Annotated in this window: 13 protein-coding genes; 8 read left to right on the top strand and 5 right to left on the bottom strand. The window is 58.2% G+C overall.

Annotation, left to right across the window (positions count from 1 at the left end; all coding sequences use genetic code 11):
* Nucleotides 1-72: 72 nt before the first annotated feature.
* Together FIU92_RS16785 and FIU92_RS16790 are read left to right on the top strand one after the other, a co-directional pair.
* Entirely contained in the window at nt 73-3,348 is a 3,276-nt protein-coding gene (locus tag FIU92_RS16785) for an adenylate/guanylate cyclase domain-containing protein (RefSeq protein ID WP_152459702.1), read from the top strand.
* A gap of 20 nt (nt 3,349-3,368) precedes the next feature.
* Nucleotides 3,369-4,532 carry a hypothetical protein gene (locus FIU92_RS16790; protein ID WP_152459703.1) on the top strand — a complete coding sequence of 388 codons (1,164 nt, stop codon included), beginning with the start codon at nt 3,369-3,371 and terminating at the stop codon, nt 4,530-4,532.
* On the opposite strand, the gene FIU92_RS16795 is transcribed toward FIU92_RS16790, so the two are convergent.
* Complete coding sequence (locus FIU92_RS16795; RefSeq protein WP_152459704.1) at nt 4,529-8,128, bottom strand: flavoprotein; 3,600 nt, start codon at nt 8,126-8,128, stop codon at nt 4,529-4,531. The two genes, FIU92_RS16790 and FIU92_RS16795, sit on opposite strands and share 4 nt — an antisense overlap.
* Nucleotides 8,129-8,459: 331 nt before the next feature.
* Nucleotides 8,460-10,037: a DUF5928 domain-containing protein gene (locus FIU92_RS16800; protein WP_152459705.1), complete on the bottom strand. Its 1,578-nt coding sequence runs from the start codon at nt 10,035-10,037 to the stop codon at nt 8,460-8,462.
* Between the two features lie 143 nt (nt 10,038-10,180).
* Here FIU92_RS16800 and FIU92_RS16805 point away from each other — a divergent pair, with 143 nt between their 5' ends.
* Complete coding sequence (locus FIU92_RS16805) at nt 10,181-10,999, top strand: sulfotransferase family protein (protein ID WP_152459706.1); 819 nt, start codon at nt 10,181-10,183, stop codon at nt 10,997-10,999.
* 200 nt (nt 11,000-11,199) lie between these two features.
* Here FIU92_RS16805 and ilvD read toward each other — a convergent pair whose 3' ends face one another.
* Nucleotides 11,200-13,032 carry a dihydroxy-acid dehydratase gene (gene ilvD, locus FIU92_RS16810; protein ID WP_152459707.1) on the bottom strand — a complete coding sequence of 611 codons (1,833 nt, stop codon included), beginning with the start codon at nt 13,030-13,032 and terminating at the stop codon, nt 11,200-11,202.
* Between the two features lie 107 nt (nt 13,033-13,139).
* Here ilvD and FIU92_RS16815 point away from each other — a divergent pair, with 107 nt between their 5' ends.
* From FIU92_RS16815 to FIU92_RS16830, 4 genes are all read left to right on the top strand, one after another.
* Nucleotides 13,140-13,703, top strand: coding sequence for a helix-turn-helix domain-containing protein (locus FIU92_RS16815; protein WP_152459708.1), 564 nt, complete (start codon nt 13,140-13,142; stop codon nt 13,701-13,703).
* Nucleotides 13,700-13,969 carry a hypothetical protein gene (locus FIU92_RS16820; protein WP_152459709.1) on the top strand — a complete coding sequence of 90 codons (270 nt, stop codon included), beginning with the start codon at nt 13,700-13,702 and terminating at the stop codon, nt 13,967-13,969. The genes FIU92_RS16815 and FIU92_RS16820 overlap by 4 nt, the downstream gene beginning before the upstream one ends.
* A gap of 71 nt (nt 13,970-14,040) precedes the next feature.
* The gene (gene sseA, locus FIU92_RS16825) at nt 14,041-14,895 is read left to right on the top strand and encodes a 3-mercaptopyruvate sulfurtransferase (RefSeq protein WP_152459710.1); all 855 of its coding nucleotides are present in this window, start codon (nt 14,041-14,043) and stop codon (nt 14,893-14,895) included.
* Nucleotides 14,895-16,079 carry an amino acid aminotransferase gene (locus tag FIU92_RS16830; RefSeq protein WP_152459711.1) on the top strand — a complete coding sequence of 395 codons (1,185 nt, stop codon included), beginning with the start codon at nt 14,895-14,897 and terminating at the stop codon, nt 16,077-16,079. The genes sseA and FIU92_RS16830 overlap by 1 nt, the downstream gene beginning before the upstream one ends.
* Nucleotides 16,080-16,149: 70 nt before the next feature.
* Here FIU92_RS16830 and FIU92_RS16835 read toward each other — a convergent pair whose 3' ends face one another.
* Both FIU92_RS16835 and FIU92_RS16840 read right to left on the bottom strand, forming a co-directional pair.
* The gene (locus FIU92_RS16835) at nt 16,150-17,472 is read right to left on the bottom strand and encodes an ammonium transporter (protein WP_152459712.1); all 1,323 of its coding nucleotides are present in this window, start codon (nt 17,470-17,472) and stop codon (nt 16,150-16,152) included.
* A gap of 33 nt (nt 17,473-17,505) precedes the next feature.
* Nucleotides 17,506-17,844, bottom strand: coding sequence for a P-II family nitrogen regulator (locus tag FIU92_RS16840; protein WP_152459713.1), 339 nt, complete (start codon nt 17,842-17,844; stop codon nt 17,506-17,508).
* 257 nt (nt 17,845-18,101) lie between these two features.
* Here FIU92_RS16840 and FIU92_RS16845 point away from each other — a divergent pair, with 257 nt between their 5' ends.
* On the top strand, nt 18,102-20,276 hold the full coding sequence (locus FIU92_RS16845) for a transglycosylase domain-containing protein (RefSeq protein ID WP_152459714.1): 2,175 nt from the start codon (nt 18,102-18,104) through the stop codon (nt 20,274-20,276).
* Nucleotides 20,277-20,348 lie beyond the last annotated feature (72 nt).

Consider the following 20,348-nt stretch of genomic DNA (forward strand, 5'->3'; position numbering starts at 1 on the left):
TTGGTTTTTGCAGACTCACGCCCGCTGCCATGCTAGGTTCTCGTTTGAAGTGGGGGACTTCAGAGGGGCGATATGTCTCAAGACCTGAGGGGCTGGTTGAGCGCAAATGGATTAAACGAGTACGCGCAGGCCTTCATTGATAACAAGATCGACTTTTCCATTCTGCCTGATTTGACGGCCGAGGATCTGATCGAAATCGGTGTGACCGCTGTCGGCGATCGTCGGCGGCTTTTGCGTGCCATCGAGCAACTTGATTCCTCGCAGATCGCCGCAGAGCCCGAACCCGCAGCGCCGCACGAACCTGCGCGGCGGCAGGTCACGGTGATGTTTGCGGACCTGACCGGGTTCACGAAAATGTCCAGCAAGCTGGATGCCGAGGATCTGCACGCGTTGCTCAATCAGTTCTTCAGCAAAGTGGACAATGTGGTCGAAAAATACGGCGGACGCATCGACAAGCATATCGGTGATGCGGTCATGGCCGTTTTCGGAGCGCCGATCTCACATACCAATGACACGGAAAGGGCAGCACGGGCCGCAGCTGAAATTCATGCGGTTCTTCCAACGTTATCACCGCCACTGTCCTGTCATATCGGTATCTCTTCGGGGCAGGTCATCGCCAGTACGACAGGCAGCCAGTCGCACACGGAATATACAGTGACAGGGGACGGGGTGAATCTGGCGTCTCGGCTGACAGATATCTCAGGGGGCGGCGAGACTCTGGTCTCACATGACATTCAACGCGCGCTGGGCCCGTTGTTCGTGGGCGAATCTATCGGAGTCAAGGCGATCAAGGGGTTGAACGAGCCGGTTGAGGTCTGGCGTCTGGACCGGTTAGCCAGGAACATTCGGACCAGACGGCACAAATTCATCGGGCGCGAGCGCGAGATGTCGATTTTCTCGGCCACATTCGACCGATGCCAACGCCATGGAAAAGGTGAAGTGCATATCGTTCTGGGCGAACCCGGAATTGGAAAAACCCACCTGTCCGAGCAAGTGGCGGAACTGGCGACAAGCCTGTCCTACACGATCCACAACGGCGTTGTGATGGACTTCGGCGCGCGCGAAGGTCATTCAGCCATTCAGACCGTTGCACGCAGCATTCTGGGGCTTGAAGCGTCAGACGGGGCGGAAACCGGGGCGGCCGTTGCAAAAGAGGCTATTACCAAGGGCTGGGTCAGCCCTTCCAACGCTGCGCATCTCAATGCTTTGCTTGAACTCGAGCAGGATCCGGGCCTGGCCGAGGTCTATGCGGTAATGGACAATAAGACCCGTCTGCGGGGGCGGCGGCAGGTGCTGGAGGAGCTGCTATCCGCCAGCAGTCGGGAATCGCCCCTGCTTATTCAGATTGAAGACATCCACTGGGCGACGCCCGACATCCTGGGGGCGTGTTCTCATATCGCCGCGGTGACGCGGAACACGCCCTGTGTGTTGATGATGACCAGCCGGGCCGAGGGCGATCCGATCGACAGAGAGTGGCAGATGGCCACGGATGGCGCGCTGGTATCAAAACTGGAACTGGCACCGATGGGAGAAGAGCACGTCAGGCAACTGGTCGAAGAGTTCCGGGCCATCGATCGCGACTTGCTGGAAACCTGCGTCCAGCGCGCCGGTGGAAATCCGTTGTTTCTGGAACAGCTGTTGCGAAACACCGATGTGCTCAAACAGGAAACTGTGCCGGGCAGTATTCAGGGTATCGTTCAGTCGCGATTGGATGCGCTGGATCGCGCCAGCCGAACCGCCATTCAGGCCGCATCGGTTCTGGGTCAACGGTTCTCGCCCGAAGTTCTGAATTTCATTCTGGGTGAAGGGCATCTGGACACCAGCAACCTGATTCGCTCGGCGTTGATCCGAGAGGCAGGGCCCGATTTCATGTTTACCCACGCGCTGATCCGGGACGGGTCCTATGCAACACTGGTCAAATCCGAACGCGCCCGCCTGCACCGGCAGGCGGCTCAGTGGTTCGAAGACAAGGATGCAACCTTGCGCGCCCAGCATCTGGACCGGGCCGGGGCCAATAACGCGGCACAAGCCTATCTGGAAGCAGCCGACAAATTGATTCAGGCCTTCCGCTTCGACGATGCCAGCCCGCTGATCGAGCGTGCTTTGGAATTGCCGTCCCCGGCGGGTGTCCGATTTGACCTGCTGTGCGCGCGGGGCGAAACGCATCGGTTGCAGGGGTTGTCAAACGAAGCTTTGGACGAGTTCAAGGACGCGGCCAGTTTGGCGGAAACCGATGAACAAATCGCCCGGGCCCATATCGGGCTGGCGCAGGCGGCGCGGCAAGCAAGCCTGTATCAGGACGCGCTGGAAGCGCTCGACATTGCCGAGGCAGCAGCACAGCGCTGCGGGTCCGAGGAAGATGAGGCCCAGATAAGCTATGTGCGCGGCAACGTCTACTTCCCGCTGGGACGGAACAAAGAAGCCCTGAAGGCCAACGAGCGGGCGCTCTTGCTTGCCCGCAAGCTGGAATCCCCGCGCCTTGAGGTTGGGGCGCTGAGTGGGTTTGGCGACGCCAATTTCATGAAAGCCTCGATGAAGACGGCGGCGGGGTTCTATACCCAAGCCGCTGAACGGGCGCGTGAAAAAGGGCTGGTTCGGGACCTTGCGGCAAATCTGCACAATCTCAGCGTGGCGCGCAGCTATACTGGGGATGTCGGTCAGGGCCGAGCAGATGCCAATGAGGCGATTGAAATCTCGCAGACGTATTTCGCCTTCGTTCCGGAATGTGTCGCGCAAACATGCCTTGGTGTGGCCGAGACCTTTCTGGGCAGCCTCGACCGTGCGCTGGAAGCCTTTGGCGTTTCCGCCGAAATCGCAGAGCGTGTGGGAGCAAAACGCCTTGAAGCGCAGGCGTTGGAACATCTGGCCAGAACGCAGGTTTATGCTGGTCAGGTCGGGCGCGCACGTGAAACCGGTCTGCGAGCGGTCGAAATTGCGCTTGAACATGGCCGCAACTTTGTTGGACCCAAGGCCCTTTCAGCCCTGGCGATGGCCGAAACGGACCCGGATGAGCAAACGCGCCTTTTGAAACTGGGTTCCGAGATCATCGCCGAGGGATGTGTCGGCCACAGCCATCTGCACTTTTTCCCCGATGCCAGCGCCGTCATGCTGGCGCGTGGAGATTGGGATGCCGCACTTGAATATGCGGATGACCTTGCCGCGTTCACCAGGAACGAGCCGTTGCCGATGGTTGACCTGTCCATTCGTCAAACACGGCTGTTGGCCGAGAGCGGAAGGCAGAATATTCCACTGTCAGAGCATAGCGGTTTTGCCGGTATGACCGAGCATTTTGCCGCGATGGGCATTACCCAATCCTTGCTGGGCCGCGCGGATTTTCTGACCGGTTAGGCGGCAAGGCAGGAGGCTGAATGAGCGTCGAAAAAAAGGTTTGGCTTATCTCTGGCCTGCTGACCTTTGGGTTGGCCGCCTTGTTGCTCAAGCTTTGGATCGAACTGAACCATTTCGAGGAAGACCTGACGCAGCTGCCCGATCAGGCTTCGGTAGATGCGTATCTGTGCAGAATGGACGTGGCGCCGGACTATCGTTTGAGAACGGGGATTTTCATAAAGTCGTTCAGCTTTCTGGGCGCCAGTGACGTGCGGCTTACCGGCTATATCTGGCAGCACTACAAGGAAAAGGAACATGATGCGATCCTTCCCGCCGAAGGTGAGGTTGGATTTCTTCTGCCCGAAGCGGTCGATACGGCAAGCGGCCTAGTTGAAGAGGCATACCGCTTGTCACAACCCGACGGCGTCTTGATTGGTTGGTATTTTGAACAAACCCTGCGCCAGAGCTTCGACTACACCAGCTATCCCTTCGATCATAAAACGGTTTGGGTGAGGTTCTCGCCCGCTTCTTTCGAGGTCAATATCGCGCTGGTTCCTGACTTCGAGGCTTATCCGGCGACCGGACCGGATGACATTTTCGGGATCGACAACCGGATCGTGATGGGCACGTGGGAGCGAGAAAACACCTATTTCGACTACAAGCTGTCGAAACTGGATACGACGCTGGGCATCCGGCAGAACGCTTACCAGACCAACACGCCCGAGTTGCATTACAACTTCGTCATCAAACGCAATTTTGCAAACGCGTTCATCGTTCACATGATCCCGTTGCTGGTCGTGGTGATGCTGCTGTTCGGTGCGGTCATGACCGTCACGCGCCGCGAGGGTCTGGTAGAGCGGCATGACTTCAGCACGTCCAGCGTGATCGGCACCTGTTCGGTTCTGTTCTTCGTGATCCTGCTGGCCCATGTGCAACTGCGCGAAGGATTCGCCGGATCGCCCGTGATCTATATGGAGTCGTTCTTTTTCCTTATGTATTTCATGTTGTTGGCAGTTTCGATCAACACGTACCTTTTCGCGTCAGAGGCGGTAACGTCGCTGCGGATCATCCATTATCGGGACAACCTGATTCCAAAGGCCAGTTTCTGGCCCTTCGTGCTGCTGTGCATGGTGGCGATCACGGCCTATAACCTCAGCATCAAGGATAGCGCGGAACCGCCACCGATCAGCACGCGGGAGTGTTAGGCCACGGGTTCAAACCCGGGTTTGGGTTCGCCTTGCGCCATATCCAGCGTGTAGTCGCTCACCACTTCGGACGTACCCTCGCGCCAGCTTTTCAGGTATTTTTCCGGATCCGCGATCACATAGGCATATGCGGGTTTCATCGCCCCGTCGATGACGACGTTGATTTTCTTGCGCACATAGACATTCTCGGGTGAGCCGGGGCCGTGATACCCTTCCAGCCTGTCCAGTTCGCGGAGACCGGATTCGGTGACACGGTAGACCTCTCCACCCACTTGCTTGCCCATCCCCTGCTGATCCACAAGCGTTGCCATGCGATGCAGATACCCACAGTTGGGATTGTCGCAGAATGGTTCCTTCGGGATGATCAGGGGCATCGGTTGCCGGGTGCGCGCCATTCCCACGAAGTCGTTAAGAACTTTGCTGTGTGCGTCATGATTGGGGAAGCCCTGCTTCAGGGACCCATAGGTGAAATACAGGTAGGAGGGTTCTTTGACGGCCACGAAGCTTTCGTCACGCCCCTGTTCAGGGTCTGCCATCTTCAGGTTGTGATCTTGCGCCCAGGCGTCCAGCATGGAACGGATTTCCGGTTCGATCTGCATGCCCTGAACGAATTCGATGCACGGGGTCGCATCCATGTCTTCAGCCCGCAGCAGGATTTCCACCATCTTCGGTGCCTTGTTCATCACCGCCACATGCAATGCGGTGAACCCGTGATCGTTGACAATGTTGACGTCGATATCCCTGTCGATCAGGTCTTGGGCGGCCTCATAATCCGGCTTGCCCAGATCATGGCCGCTTTCGCCCAGTTCGCCTTCACCGCCCGCTGCATAGTGCAACAGTGAATCTCCATGGGCCTCGTCCACGATGTTGACGCCCACGACCCCTTCGTCGATGGCGCGGAACACGCGCTTCCATTCGTTGATGTCATCGGCGGCAGCGGCTTCGCGCGCCCATTTGCAGACGCGATACTTTTGGTCGTCCAATTCCTCGAACGCATCCGCCAAAGCTTCCATGATCTGGTCCGGCGTTGCCATCATGCCGATGCCCATTCGGCCGTTCGAAAGGCGACCTTCGCGCGGTCCGACGAAATCGACCCCAAGCGTCTTAAGCTTGTCGACGTTGTTCTGCGTGGTGATATTGTTCCACATATTTGTATTGCACGCGGGACAGAGGATCACGGGTTTCTTCTGGTATTGCCAAGCCACGAAGACCGAGGTCAAAAGATTGTCGGCGATGCCATTGGCAACTTTACCCATCGTGTTGCAGGTGATGGGGGCCACGATGACGCAATCTGCCCAGTCACATAGTGCCAGATGCGAGGCGCGCACCGGCATGTCGAAATTCAAATAGCGGAAATTCCACTCGTCATCGTCGCGGTAATAGTCATTGTGGGTGATTTTGGCGTCGATCCGTTCGGCACCGAAATCCCGAAAGAACTTCTCGGCCGAAACAGACGGGATCAGTTTCACGTTATGCCCCGCGTCGACAATACGTTCGACAAGCTCGGGGATCTTGTCCGCCGCCGACGACCCGCAGGCGCAGAGCAATACGTTTCGCTTTCCGGCGTTTACTTGATTCATCACCCCCTTGGGGTAGCCGAACGGGTTCTTCTCAAGGCTTGGGGTTTCATTCAGTTCGGATACCGGCAGCCCTTCCTTGCGCATCCTGGCCTGCAATTCACCGGCCTGGATCATGTCTACGATGTCTTCCAGCTTTTCACTTTTGCTGATGCATTTCCCTTTGAAAAACAAATACGGCACGTCCGGTCTTTCGCCCAGCGTCACCAGTTGCCGCCGCATCCTGATCATATTGGGATCGCGCCCGCCCACGTCGATCTGCTTGACGGTCGTTGCCCCGATATTCGAAAGAATGCTGCGAAGCATATAGGACCACGGGTCTTCGTCCTCGTAGAACAGAACCATCGTATTGTGCTTGATGATGCTGGCAACATCGCTTGGGTTTTCGGGCGGTTCGACCTCTTCGATCACCAACAATGCAGGGTCTTCGAGATCCCGCAGACCACGGAAAATGTTGCCCCGCGGCGCTTGCCAGACCTGCGAGGTTGCCGGACTCATATCGACTATGGTCACAACGTCTTCATCCTCGTCATAGTCTATGCACAGGCACCAGAACTCTTCGAGCAACGCAGTTTCCCGGAACACGTTGTCCGGCGGGCGGATCGCCTCGATCCCGGTGACGCGATTGAAGTCGATGTTGATCATCAGGTGGCGATTGCTGTCGGGGGTCAGGCTTTTCAACTGCACCTTGAACCAGTCTTCGGGGGTTTGGATTGATTTGTCGTCGCGGGTCTCAAAGCTCTGGAACGAACTGCTCAGATGCAGGTTCTCGGATTGTCTGATATACTTTTCGACCATGTCGTGCATGTCTTTGGCGGTGGCGACCCGGCGGACAGTATCCGTGAACGACACCTGGGCCGCCCGCAGCAACTCGTCCTCGTCCACCCTGTAGTCGCCGTGAATGGCGAGGCTTTCCACCAAAACGCCTATCGAGTTCATGTTGGGGGTCGCCCGGCGGAACAGGTTGCGGCGTTTCTTGGGGTCTTTCGCCAGGTAACGTGTGCTGTCGACGTAGTTGCACCGCTGCTTGAAGGTCTTCAGATGCGTCTTGACCGCTGCCCGTGCTGAAAACCGCAACAGGCCGCGGGACCGCATCGAGGTTCCATCACGATCCGACATGGCTTGCCACAACCGTTCGACGGTTGTCACCCAAAGCTTGCCGTATTTCTCAGGGTGCACATCCATCATATGCACCAGCCCCGTGCTTGGATTGCACTTGGCGATGACGGCAAAATGGCCGCCGGGCATAGTCTCGTTGCCATGGGCAAGACCGACCTGGAAATTCGCCACCAGAATGTCGTTGTCACCGCCCAGCCGGTTGGATTCGTCGATCGCCTCAAGCAGCAGCGGCACACTGGTTGTGTCTGCGTCCATGAAATAGGCCTGAACCTGAACCCTCTCGCGCAGCCCCTGCGTGTGAATGTAGGTGCAGGCGACGTCAAAAAGCTCGCCCAGCGAGATTCCGTCGTTCACGACAAAGGACGAGGGCAATGCGCATTCGCGGAAGATGTCATTCACTTCGCAGCTGAACCCCAGCGCCGACATGCTGAGAGCGGCCGCCGTGACACTGCAACAATTGATCGGCTGCTGAAAATTCTGCAACTGAACGCTGACCAGATCACCAAACATCGTTGCAAAACAGGGTTGCCGGACGCTCTCTGGTATCTGAAGCCAGTTCTGGCTGGATAGATACGCCAACCGGGTTCCATCCAGCGCAAGCGCTTCAAGGCTGACAGGGATATCCGAGATCTGAAGGTGTTCTTCATAGAAGTAATCACCGACATCCGCGCTGGCCAATGGTTTCCCGTTCTGGCGCAACTGAACCACGCCACGCAGCACGATATACATGCCGTTCGCTGGCAGAACCGCGTTTCCGGTCACCTCGATACATTCGAATTGTGGGTTGATGACGGCTGGGTCGGCGATCTGAGCTTTGCCCGGAAGGACATCATATATCATCTTCCAGTCTGCGTCGCTTGGGGTGTAAGGTCTGGATTTGGAAATTTGATCTATGGTCACAACTGTGTCCCCCCGGAGTTGCGTTGCAATATTTCAATCTTCGGTCAGCCAGTGCCTCTGGTTCTTCGAAGCTCGGACACCGGTCATTCAGAATAATAGACCTGCCTGTTATCTGTGTTTGTTCCTGGCAAGGGCCGTGTTGCTGATGGAAAAAGTATGAACAAAATGGCCCAATTGGCTGCACAGTATCCGATATTTGAATAAAAATCACGAGTGCAGTTGCGGAGGCGGCTGCTGCCTTGCGTGGCGGAACATCTGCCATCCGCGATTTGGATTGCGCGGGTCACGGGTGCCAGCCTTCGGGCAGACAATCTGTGAAGGGCTTTGGGGATCAGTCGAGGAAAAGGTAATCCAACTGCATGATGGCTTGGGCTTTGTCTTCACCAACCCCAAGAAACTTGGCAATAACCGCTTCGTTCTCGGCGCGCGGGGCCGTTTCCCGCAGGCGCAGGTAATTGTCCAGCCGGGCGGCGCGGATCCGTTCGGATTCATAGCCCAGATCGTTGCGAAGCGTCGGCAGCAAGGAAGCAACGGTTTCGGTTGGGCTGTTGTCTCCGGCCAACCCGACGCGACGCGCGTGGCCGATCAGATAGTCGTCCGAGTATTCGCATTCGATCTCAAGCACGTGAGTTTTGGCCTGGTCGCCGCAGAAATCCTCGAGCGCGTCAAGATTGGCCGGGTCAAGGCACAGCACCAGCTGATCCGACCCGAAACTGTCGAACAACAGGCGCAGAACGGCGCGCCGGTGACGAGAGCGCTTGGTCAGTGTGGATTCGATCCCGCCCAGGTCCGGCAGCAACGTATTTTCTTCGTTGAACAGGTATTCTACGCAAGGAATACCCGTTTCAGATGCGATCTGATCGACAAGACGTTTGGCGACATGCCATTTCTTGCAGACGATCACGAACAGTTCCCGTTCCGGGCCGAGTACGCTCGCGGCTTCCCAGAAGCGTTGTCCGAACCGGCGGCCGATACGCCCGCGGCCGGTGAGAAACGCATACAGATTGCGCCCCTCGTTCGAGATCGGGAAATCGACACCCTCACTTGCATAGAGCGAGCCGAGCCGGGCCTTCAACTCATGCGCCTCGGCGCTGATCTTGCGGGCGAACAGATAATCCTGGCCCAGCAACATGTCATAATGATCATTGTAGAACGTGACCGGCATTCCATAGTCCGAGAACATCAGGAAGGTCGGCGTTCGGTTTTCAATCTCGTTTTTTGGGATCAGGTGACGCACCAGCGTCTGAAAGAAGGTTTCATCAGGGATCCACGTGGTCGAAAAAAAACGGATCACATCCCGGCGCTGACGCAGGAAATCCAGAATCATTTCGACGGTTCTGCGACGCAGGCACCACCATTGGCTGCCGATCATCATCTGAATGTCCTGGGGGATGTCCCGCGTCAGACCGAGGCGCTTTTGCAATTCATAGGCGGCATAAAACAGCTTGGACTGTGTGCGCTCGTTGAAGTAGTGGCGATAGATCAGCCGGTCTTCCTTCATGCCGGTCTTGATCCAGTTGCTTTCAAAGAAATCGTGACTTTCGATGAAATCCTTGTCGTTATCGTCGAGGTAACGGTGCGTGTATTCAGCGGTTTTAATCGCCATGCAGTCACCCGACAGCATGTAGAAATGTGTGGCGCGGGGGAAATTTTCCACGGCGGCTTCCAGGGCGTTCAGCGTGGCCCGGACCAGCGACCATTCTCCCCAGCCGCATCTGACGCGTTTTTTTGCAAAGGTCACATTGGGGTTCTGATCCAGTGCGGAACGAATGCGCTCATAGGCTTCGGCGCTGGCGCTGGCGTCAAAATGGATGGCCATGCAATCGCCGACAGCGGTCAGTTGTTCGGCCTGTGCAATGATGGCTTCAGGGTCCTTGTGACACAGCAATATATAGGCGACTTTTGCCATTGAGATTACGCAATATCCGTTTCTGCCTGATTTCAACCGTGATACTGAGGATGAACGATTGAATAAACAGAATAATTTTGGTTCTTTGTAACCAAAAGCTGGCGTATCGGATCGAGACCTGGCCAGCGGAGGAGGCGCAGCAGATGGGGTTTCCCGGTACCTGGATGACCGAGAGCGAAAGCATGGTGTACCGCGTGGTGCCCAAATGTGCCTGCTCGACCATTGGTCAGATCATGTATTTCTCGGATCATGGTCAGTTCTTTGACGGTGACATCCATGATGCCAAGGACGGCATGCACAAATGGGCATTTGATCAGAGCCAGGAGCTGATCTCGAACAATGTGCGCAATCACGCGTCCTATTCGTTCACTTGCGTGCGCAATCCCTACACCCGCATCCTCAGCTCATTCTTTGACAAGATCTGTGGCATTCAGCGCAACGGCAAGAGATACCGCGGCAATCTGGTGCCGACGCTGATCTATAACTACGGGATCGAAGTGGGCGGCGACGACGGCAAGGGAGAGTTTGACCAGATCGCCAGCTTCCGCCGGTTTCTGCTGTTTGCACGTGATACGATCCGGTGGCGGCGCCCGATGGACCCGGACATTCACTGGTCTGCGATGTCAGGCCACGTGTCTACCTTCATCGTGAACGGCGGTCACTATGACCGTATATTCTGGACAGAAGCGTTCAATGACGGGATGCAGGATGTTCTGGACAATGTCGAGCTGAAGCACCCGGTCAATTTGTCCGAAATCCCACGGTTCAATGAATCCGAAGGGCATGGGCCAAAACGTGCGCATCCGGTCGAGGACTACTTTGACGATCTGTCAATGCATCTGGTCTATGAGATCTACAAGCAGGATTTCGAGCTGTTCAAATACGACTTCGAAAACCCGGCGAACAAGATGCCGATCGGTGAAATCGATCTGGACGAAATCCACGCCAAATTGGGCGACTGACGGTGGGGGTGCTTCCGCCCGTCGTCGATATTTCTTGCGAAACATCTCCTCCGGTTGGGCCCGGCGCCGCGCGTTGCGCGGCGCCGGGCCCAAGGCCAAACGTGGCATCGGCGAAGCTGATGGTGCGATTTGGGCGTGGGAGCTCTTGAGGGCGGTTGATTACCCGGCTCGCCGCCTCGGCAAGCCGGTCGCGCAGGTGCTTAGACTTGGCGAACAGCCCCTTTTGCTGCGCTTGTCGTCAGCTTGGCATAGGCCTTGAGCGCGGTTGACACCTTGCGCTTGCGCGGTGCGGCGGGCTCCCACCCCTTTGCGTCCTGTTCTTCGCGGCGGGCGGCCAGCTCTTCATCCGAAACCGCCAGATGAATGGTGCGGTTGGGGATGTCGATCTCGATCGTGTCGCCATTCTGAACCAGACCGATCTCACCGCCTTCGGCCGCTTCGGGTGATACATGTCCGATCGACAGGCCTGATGTGCCGCCCGAGAAACGGCCATCGGTCAGCAACGCGCAGGCTTTGCCAAGTCCTTTGGACTTCAGATATGACGTCGGATATAGCATTTCCTGCATCCCCGGGCCTCCGCGCGGGCCTTCATAGCGGATGACGACCACATCGCCTTCTTTCACCTTGCCCGTAAGAATGTCGTTGACCGCCTGATCCTGACTTTCGCACACGTAGGCCGAGCCGGTGAATTTCAGGATATTGGCGTCCACGCCAGCAGTTTTCACGATACAGCCGTCGCGGGCGATATTGCCGAACAGAACGGCCAGACCACCATCCTGGCTGAACGCGTGTTCTTTCGAGCGGATCACGCCGCCTTCGCGGTCGGTGTCCAGTTCCTTGTACCGGTTGGACTGGCTGAACGCCTGTGTGGTGCGCACACCGCCGGGGGCGGCCTTGAACAGCTCCTGCGCCTTTGGATTGTTGGCGACCTTGATGTCCCAGTTGGCGATCGCTTCGCCCATTGTGGCCGAATGTACCGTGTTGCATTCCTCGTGCAGCAGGCCTGCGCGGCTGAGCTCTCCGAGGATCGAGAAGATACCTCCGGCGCGGTGGACGTCTTCCATGTGCACATTTTCGGTGTTGGGCGCGACTTTGCACAGGCAGGGAACGCGGCGGCTCAGGCGGTCCATGTCGGACATGGTGAAATCGACGCCACCCTCATGCGCAATGGCCAGCAGATGAAGCACCGTATTGGTGGACCCGCCCATGGCGATGTCGAGGCTCATGGCGTTTTCGAATGCTTCGAAGGTGGCAATCTCGCGTGGGAGAAAACCTTTTTCGTCCAGATCATAATGGCGCTTGGTGATCTCGACGATCCGGCGGCCTGCCTCAAGGAACAGCTCTTTGCGGTCGGCATGTGTCGCCAGTGTCGAGCCGTTGCCCGGCAGAGCCAGGCCCAATGCTTCGGCCAGACAGTTCATCGAGTTCGCAGTGAACATGCCAGAACAGGACCCGCAGGTCGGGCAGGCATTCTCTTCGATGTGTTGAACCTGTTCGTCGGTGAATCTGTCGTCCGCCGCGGCGACCATGGCGTCGACGAGGTCGATTTTCTTGGCATCCAGATCTGCGATATCGATCTTGCCGGCCTCCATCGGCCCGCCCGAAACAAATATAGCAGGGATGTTCAGGCGCATCGCGGCCATCAGCATGCCGGGGGTGATCTTGTCGCAATTCGAAATGCAGACCATCGCGTCGGCACAATGCGCGTTGACCATGTATTCGACCGAATCCGCAATGACTTCGCGCGAGGGCAGCGAATACAGCATCCCGTCATGGCCCATTGCGATGCCGTCATCCACCGCGATCGTGTTGAATTCTTTTGCAACGCCACCGGCGGCCTCGACCTCGCGCGCAACCATCTGACCCAGGTCCTTTAGGTGGACGTGACCGGGCACGAACTGGGTGAACGAGTTGACGATGGCAATGATCGGTTTGCCAAAATCATCGTCTCCCATGCCGGTGGCGCGCCAAAGGCCGCGTGCGCCAGCCATGTTGCGGCCGTGGGTTGAGGTTCTGGATCGGTACAATGGCATGATGCTGTTTCCCTGTTGCCTCGGGTTGCATGTCTTGGGGTTCGTACGTTATAGCGCACGTACCACATGTGCGCTATAACGCACAAGAGGATTCGCGGGACGATGAGATGAACTCTGACGATATAACGCTGAAACTGCGAGACGTGCGCGCGGCATCGGGCCTGAGCCTGTCGAAAGTGGCCGAGATGACGGGCGTGAGCAAAGCCATGCTGGGGCAGATCGAGCGCGGCGAATCCAGCCCGACCATCGCAACGCTGTGGAAAATTGCCAAGGGGTTTCAACTGCCGCTCAGCGCGCTGATCGATACGATGAACGGGGATCCTTCGGTTTTTCAGACCGTAACTTTCCCCGGCACGATCGAGGTCAAGATCGTCTTTCCATTCGATCCCGCTCTGGGGGCCGAGACGTTCCACGTCAACCTCAAGCCGAACCAAAGCCACGAGTCGCCCGCCCACGCGACAGGCGTGACCGAGGAGGTCTTTGTTCTGAACGGCACGCTTGAGATCCTGCGCGGAGACGAGTGGGTTTCCCTACAGGCCGGGCAGGGGTTGCGTTTCGCGGCCGATCTTCCGCACGGGTATCGCGCCGGTCCAACGGGGGCGGCCTTTCTGAACATGCATCATTACGCCCAACACACCGAATTTGTAGAGAACGGCAAGGCCCATTCATGACCGCATTTTTCGACAGCCTGACCATCGTCGACGCCATCGGCTCTTTCGGGGCCTTGATCGTGGTCGCTGCTTATTTCGCAACACAGATGCGGATGATGAACTCGGATGATCTGGCCTTTCCGGTGATCAACCTGCTGGGCTCGGTGCTGATCGTGTATTCCCTGCTCCAGAATTTCAATCTCGCGTCAATGTTGATCGAGGGGTTCTGGATTCTGATCAGCCTCATTGGGATTATCCAACATTTCCGCCTGCGCAGCGCCAAGTGAGCGCTATCCAGCCTTGAACCCCTATGCCGCCGGGTATAGGGAAAAATCAAGCGCGCTTAGGGGAGGCTTTGATGCAGGACGATCCAAAAACCCTCGTATCCACCGAATGGCTGGCCGCGCATATGAAGGATCCGGATCTGCGGATTCTGGACGGGTCGTGGTACTTGCCCGCGCAAAATCGTGATGCACGGGCGGAATATGACGCAGGCCACATCCCCGGGGCGCGGTTCTTTGACATAGACGAGATATCAGATCACCGTTCCGACTTGCCGCATATGGCGCCTCCGGTCGAGAAATTCATGTCGCGCCTGCGGGCGATGGGTGTGGGTGATGGTCATCAGGTCGTGGTTTACGATGGCGCCGGGCTGATGTCGGCCGCGCGCGTCTGGTGGCTGTTCCGTCTTATGGGGCAGGAAAACATCGCGGTTCTGGATGGTGGATTCCCCAAATGGCAGGCGGAAGGGCGCGAGGTTGAAGACCTGCCGCCAGTCATCCGTGATCGTCATATGACCGTCCGGGTGCAAAATCAGCTTGTTCGGGATGTCACGCAAGTTTCCGCCGCCGCCAAGCTGGGTGATCATGAGATCATCGACGCCCGTTCTGCCAGCCGGTTTTCCGGGGCCGAAGCCGAACCGCGCGAGGGGCTGCGCTCGGGGCATATTCCGGGTTCACGCAATGTCCCCTTTGGCCAGTTGCTGAACGCCAATGGTACCATGAAGTCGCCGGAAGAGTGCCGCGCCATTTTCGAGGCCGCGGGCGTCGATCTGTCGAAACCGGCGATCACCTCGTGCGGGTCTGGCGTGACCGCCGCGATCCTCAGCCTTGCGCTTGAGCGCATGGGCAAGAAAGACCACTCGCTTTATGACGGCTCATGGGCTGAATGGGGCGCCTTCCCGACCCTGCCCGTCGCAACCGGAGAGACCTGATGTTCGAGAACCTGAAACCGCAGCCTGCCGACAAGATCCTGGCGCTGATGCAGATGTACCGCGAAGACCCGCGTGATCAGAAGATCGACCTGGGCGTCGGCGTCTACAAGAATGCCGAGGGCGTGACGCCCGTGATGCGCGCGGTCAAAGCAGCCGAAAAGCGCATTCTCGAAGAGCAGGAAACCAAAGCCTATACCGGTCTGGCCGGTGATCCGGCCTATGCCGATGCGATGATCGGCCTGATCCTCGGCACTTCGGTTCCGCGTGGCAACATTGCCGCTGTCGCGACCCCGGGTGGTACCGGCGCGTGCCGTCAGGCGTTTGAGATGATCCGCATGGCCAACCCGTCGGCGCGTGTGTTCGTGTCGAACCCGACCTGGCCGAACCACCTGTCGATCCTGAACTATCTGGGGATGGAGGCCGTCCCGTACCGGTATTTCGACGGCGAAACCCGTGGTGTCGATTTCGACGGCATGATCGAAGACCTGAAGACCGCCAAAGCGGGTGATGTGGTTCTGCTGCACGGTTGCTGCCACAACCCGACCGGCGCCAACCTCAACATGGTTCAATGGCAGGAGGTCGTGAACCTGATCAACGCGCTTGGCCTCGTTGCGATGATCGACATCGCCTATCAAGGCTTCGGCGACGGTCTGGAAGAGGATGCGCAAGCAACACGTCTGGTCGCGTCTTCGGTCAAGGAATGCCTGATAGCGGCGTCATGCTCGAAGAATTTCGGCGTTTATCGCGAACGCACCGGTTTGCTGATGGCCATCAGCGCCGATGCCGGGCAGACCGCTTTGAACCAGGGCACATTGGCATTCCTGAACCGTCAGAATTATTCCTTCCCGCCCGACCACGGCGCACGTGTTGTGACCACGATCCTGATGGACGAAGCCCTGCGCGCCGACTGGATGGCCGAACTGGAAGAGGTGCGCCTGTCGATGCTGGGCCTGCGTCGCCAACTGGCCGACGAACTCCAGCGTCTGAGCGGCTCGGACCGCTTTGGTTTCATCGCCCAGCACCGCGGCATGTTCTCGCGCTTGGGTGCGGCCCCTGAACTGGTCGAGAAACTGCGCGTTGAACACGGCATCTACATGGTTGGCGACAGCCGCCTGAACATTGCCGGTCTGAACGCCAACACCGTTCCGATCCTTGCGCAGGCGATTGTCGACGTCGGCGTCTGATTTTCAGGCATTGCGAAACAAGAAACCCGGGCACGAATGCCCGGGTTTTTTTGTTTGGGTGGAAGTGGGATCAGCCTTTCGAGAACTCGGGATAGGCTTCCATGCCCAGTTCGCCCATGTCGAGCCCGTTGATCTCTTCTTCCTCGCCCACCCGCAGGCCGACGGTGGCCTTGAGGATCGAGAACAGGATGAAGCTGACCACGAAGACGAAGATGCCGATGGCCGCGAAGCCGATGATCTGGGTCACGAAGGACGCATCACCGTTGGTCCATGCCACGATGAAGGTGCCCCAGAAGCCCGCGATCAGGTGAACCGGGATGGCGCCGACCACGTCATCAATCTTCATCTTGTCCAGCAGCGGCACGGTGTAGACCACGATCACGCCGCCGATGCCGCCGATGATCAGCGCCTGGAACAGCGACGGTGCCAGCGGTTCGGCGGTGATCGAGACCAGCCCGGCCAGCGCGCCGTTCAGAACCATGGTGAGGTCGACCTTGCCATACATCACCTGTGTCAGGATCAGGGCGGCGACGGCACCGGCGGCGGCGGCCATGTTGGTGTTGGCGAAGATACGGCTGATGTCGGCCATGTCACCGATCGTGCCCATGGCCAGCTGCGAGCCGCCGTTGAAGCCGAACCAACCCAGCCACAGGATGAACGTCCCCAGGGTTGCCAGCGCCAGGTTCGAGCCGGGGATAGGCACAACTTTGCCTTCCTTGTTGTATTTACCGATGCGCGGGCCCAGTACGATGGCACCGGCCAGAGCTGCGAAGCCACCTGCGGCGTGAACCAGGGTCGAGCCGGCGAAGTCGCTGAAGCCCATCTCGGACAACCAGCCGCCACCCCACTGCCAGGACGCTTCGATCGGGTAGATGATGCCTGTCAGGACGATCACGAAAAAGAAGAAGGGCCACAGTTTGACGCGCTCGGCCATGGTGCCCGATACAATGGACGCGGTGGTGGCGCAGAACATCAGCTGGAAGAAGAAGTCCGATCCGACGGACGCATATGACAGGTCGGTTTCGACACCTTCCAGACCAACCGGTTCCAGTGACGTTGGCGAGAACGCGCCCAGAATGCCGGTGATGGTCCAGCCGTCGCCCGGATACATCAGGTTGAAGCCCACCAGCCAATACATGATGGCTGCAAAGGAAAACAGGCCCATGTTCTTGATCAGCTGCATGGCAACGTTCTTGGAACGCACCAGGCCGGCTTCGAGCATCGCAAAGCCCGCAGCCATCCAGAATACCAGAAAACCGCCGACCAGAAACAACAGCGAAGTCAGGATGTATTGCGTATGCTGCGCAGTCTCGCCGGTGGCCTCTTGCGCCAGGCCCATCTGCGGCAGCGCGACGATCGCCGCGGCAGGAATGAGAGATTTCATCAGGTTCATGTTCAGTCCTCGAATGATTGTCGGTCGCGGCGCCTACAGCGCCTCTTCGTTGGTTTCCCCGGTCCGCACGCGCAGCGCCTGCTCGACATCGAGGACGAAAATCTTGCCGTCGCCGATCTTTCCGGTCTTGGCGGTTTTGGTGATGGTCTCGACGATCTGGTCGGTCATCGCGGCAGGCACCACGATTTCCAGCTTGATCTTGGGCACGAAGTTCACCGCGTATTCGGCCCCCCGATAGATTTCGGTGTGGCCGGATTGCGAGCCGAAGCCCTTGATCTCGGTTACCATCATGCCGCGCACGCCGGCCTCGGTCAGTGCCTCGCGCACCTCCTCCAGCTTGAACGGCTTGATTGTCGCAATGATCAGTTTCACGTCTTTCCCCTCTGGTTCTCCGGCGGAACCGGTTTGTTTGCACCTGCAGAAAAATGCGCGACTGATCGTGGTAAGAAACGGCTCTTGAGGCCAAAGGATCGCCAAACGGCGAAAAATTGCACATTATTTGCACAAAATAGGCGATCTGATTAAATAATAGGCAGTATTGTGAGGGGAAATTTCGGAAATTCGGACCTCTACATACTCAGATCACCGGGGTATGGTGGCGCAAAAGAAAACCCGGGCAGAGTTTGAGCATGACTGAGTCCAAGCGACGCAAGCCGAAATTGGTTGCGGATAAAAGGTACCCGTCAAAGGGTCGTAAACCGTCGGCATCCAAGCGCCCGGCGGGCAAGAAGGCGACGGCTCGCAAAACCACCTCACGCAAAACTGCGCGCAAAAAGACGCGCAAAAGATCGGGGGGCAAAGGCGGCGGCATCTTGCGTCGTTTCTTCCGTTGGGTCTGGCGCATGGTCTGGGGTCTGACCTGGCGGGTCGGAGCGGTCGTGGCCATCCTGATCGCCTTGGCGGTGGGTGTCGTCTATTCCTCGTTGCCTGACTTGGATGCCTTGTTGGACGGCCGTGCGCGCGGGTCTGTCACGCTGCTGGACCGCGACGGCAAAGTGTTTGCCTGGCGGGGCGACCAGTTTGGCGGGGTGATCACTGCTGATACGGTGTCGCCGCATCTGAAAAACGCCGTCATCGCGACCGAGGACAAACGGTTCTATCGCCATTTCGGGGTCAGCCCGCGCGGTGTGGCAAGCGCCGTGCGCATCAACCTGAGCGAAGGGCGCGGCCCGTTGTCCGGGCATGGCGGGTCAACCATAACGCAGCAAACGGCCAAACTGCTGTGTCTGGGCGTGCCTTATGATCCGACAGAATGGGAATCAGAGGCCGCCTATGAAGCCGATTGCCGTCAGGGATCGCTGTGGCGCAAGGCCAAAGAGGCCATTTATGCAATGGCGATGGAGGTGAAATACTCCAAGGATGAGGTTCTGACGATCTACCTGAACCGGGCTTTCCTTGGTGCAGGCGCGCGCGGGTTCGAGGCCGCAAGCCAGCGGTACTTTGGCAAGTCCGCCGCCGAAGTCTCGCCAGCCGAGGCAGCGATGTTGGCCGGGCTGTTGGTTGCGCCCACACGCTATGCGCCGACGAACAATCTGCAACGGTCGCAGGACCGGGCCCGCCTTGTAATCGGTCTGATGGAGGATCAGGGCTATCTGACCGCTGCGCAGGCCAGCGAAGCGCGGGCGCGCCCGGCCCAACTGTCCGAGGCGGCGGCTGCGCGGGCCGGGGGGTATTTTGCAGATTGGGTCATGGCCAGCGGGCCCGAGTTCTTTACCCGCAACACGACCGAAGATGTGGTGATCCGGACCACCTTGGATCAGCGCATTCAGACCTCAGCGGAAGAGGCGCTGAAATTCATCTTTCAGGAAAAAGTGCGCGAAGGATCAAAGGCACAGGCGGCCATTGTGGTGATGTCGGCCGACGGTGCGGTGCGCGCGATGGTTGGTGGGCGCAAGACACGCGTGTCTGGCGCGTTCAACCGGGCGACGCAGGCGTTGCGACAGACGGGATCATCGTTCAAGCCATTCGTCTATGCCACCGCGCTGGAACTTGGATATTCGCCGCTGGATACGGTGATGGATGAACCCTATTGCGTCGATATTCCGGGGTCAGGCCAGTGGTGCCCCAAGAACTACACCAACAAGTATTATGGGCGGGTGACCTTGGCGGATGCGCTGAAAAACTCGCTGAACATACCGGCGGTGAAAGTGGCCGAGATTTCCGGCCTGGACAATGTTCGGACGGTGGCCAGCGGCTTTGGGATTGCCAGCGACCTGGCACAGGGGCCTGCGCTGGCGCTTGGTGCATCTGAAAGCACGTTGATCGAGATGACCGGGGCTTATGCGGGCATCCTGAATGGCGGTTCACAGGTTGAACCTTATGGGCTGACCGAACTGAAGCTGCTGGGCGACGAAACACCCGTCATGGTCACGACGACCGGTATTGGCGAGAGGGTGATCAATGAAAAGGCTGCCAAACAACTGACCTGGATGATGGAGCGCGTGGTCTCTGAAGGAACCGGCGGGCGGGCCAAATTGCCCGGCTGGCAGGTGGCGGGCAAGACCGGCACGACCCAAGCCGCGCGCGATGCGTGGTTCATCGGGTTCACGGCGGATTATGTGACCGGGGTCTGGATGGGGTATGATGACAACACGCCCTTGTCCGGCGTGACCGGTGGTGGCTTGCCGGCCGAGATCTGGAAAGAAACCATGCTGCGCGTGACCGAGGGCATGACGCCCACGCCCTTGCCGATGATGGCGCCGGAACCACCGGTTCAGGTTGCCCAGCCGCAGCCCCGTCGAAAGCGCGGAGGTTTTGCCAATGACATCAACAATCTGCTGAAGAACATTTTCGGCGGCAATTAAATCAATCTCGAAAACGCCAAAACAAAAAAAGGCGGTGCCCGGTGCACCGCCTTTTGTCATTTCTTACTTTCG

This window comes from Ruegeria sp. THAF33, from assembly GCF_009363615.1.
Classification (GTDB): domain Bacteria; phylum Pseudomonadota; class Alphaproteobacteria; order Rhodobacterales; family Rhodobacteraceae; genus Ruegeria.

Bases quoted from the DNA above. Each gene is read 5' to 3' on its own strand.
- FIU92_RS16785 (WP_152459702.1), top strand. From the start codon at position 73: ATGTCTCAAGACCTGAGGGGCTGGTTGAGCGCAAATGGATTAAACGAG.
- FIU92_RS16790 (WP_152459703.1), top strand. From the start codon at position 3,369: ATGAGCGTCGAAAAAAAGGTTTGGCTTATCTCTGGCCTGCTGACCTTT.
- FIU92_RS16800 (WP_152459705.1), bottom strand. From the start codon at position 10,037: ATGGCAAAAGTCGCCTATATATTGCTGTGTCACAAGGACCCTGAAGCC.
- FIU92_RS16805 (WP_152459706.1), top strand. From the start codon at position 10,181: ATGGGGTTTCCCGGTACCTGGATGACCGAGAGCGAAAGCATGGTGTAC.
- ilvD (WP_152459707.1), bottom strand. From the start codon at position 13,032: ATGCCATTGTACCGATCCAGAACCTCAACCCACGGCCGCAACATGGCT.
- FIU92_RS16815 (WP_152459708.1), top strand. From the start codon at position 13,140: ATGAACTCTGACGATATAACGCTGAAACTGCGAGACGTGCGCGCGGCA.
- FIU92_RS16820 (WP_152459709.1), top strand. From the start codon at position 13,700: ATGACCGCATTTTTCGACAGCCTGACCATCGTCGACGCCATCGGCTCT.
- sseA (WP_152459710.1), top strand. From the start codon at position 14,041: ATGCAGGACGATCCAAAAACCCTCGTATCCACCGAATGGCTGGCCGCG.
- FIU92_RS16830 (WP_152459711.1), top strand. From the start codon at position 14,895: ATGTTCGAGAACCTGAAACCGCAGCCTGCCGACAAGATCCTGGCGCTG.
- FIU92_RS16835 (WP_152459712.1), bottom strand. From the start codon at position 17,472: ATGAACCTGATGAAATCTCTCATTCCTGCCGCGGCGATCGTCGCGCTG.
- FIU92_RS16845 (WP_152459714.1), top strand. From the start codon at position 18,102: ATGACTGAGTCCAAGCGACGCAAGCCGAAATTGGTTGCGGATAAAAGG.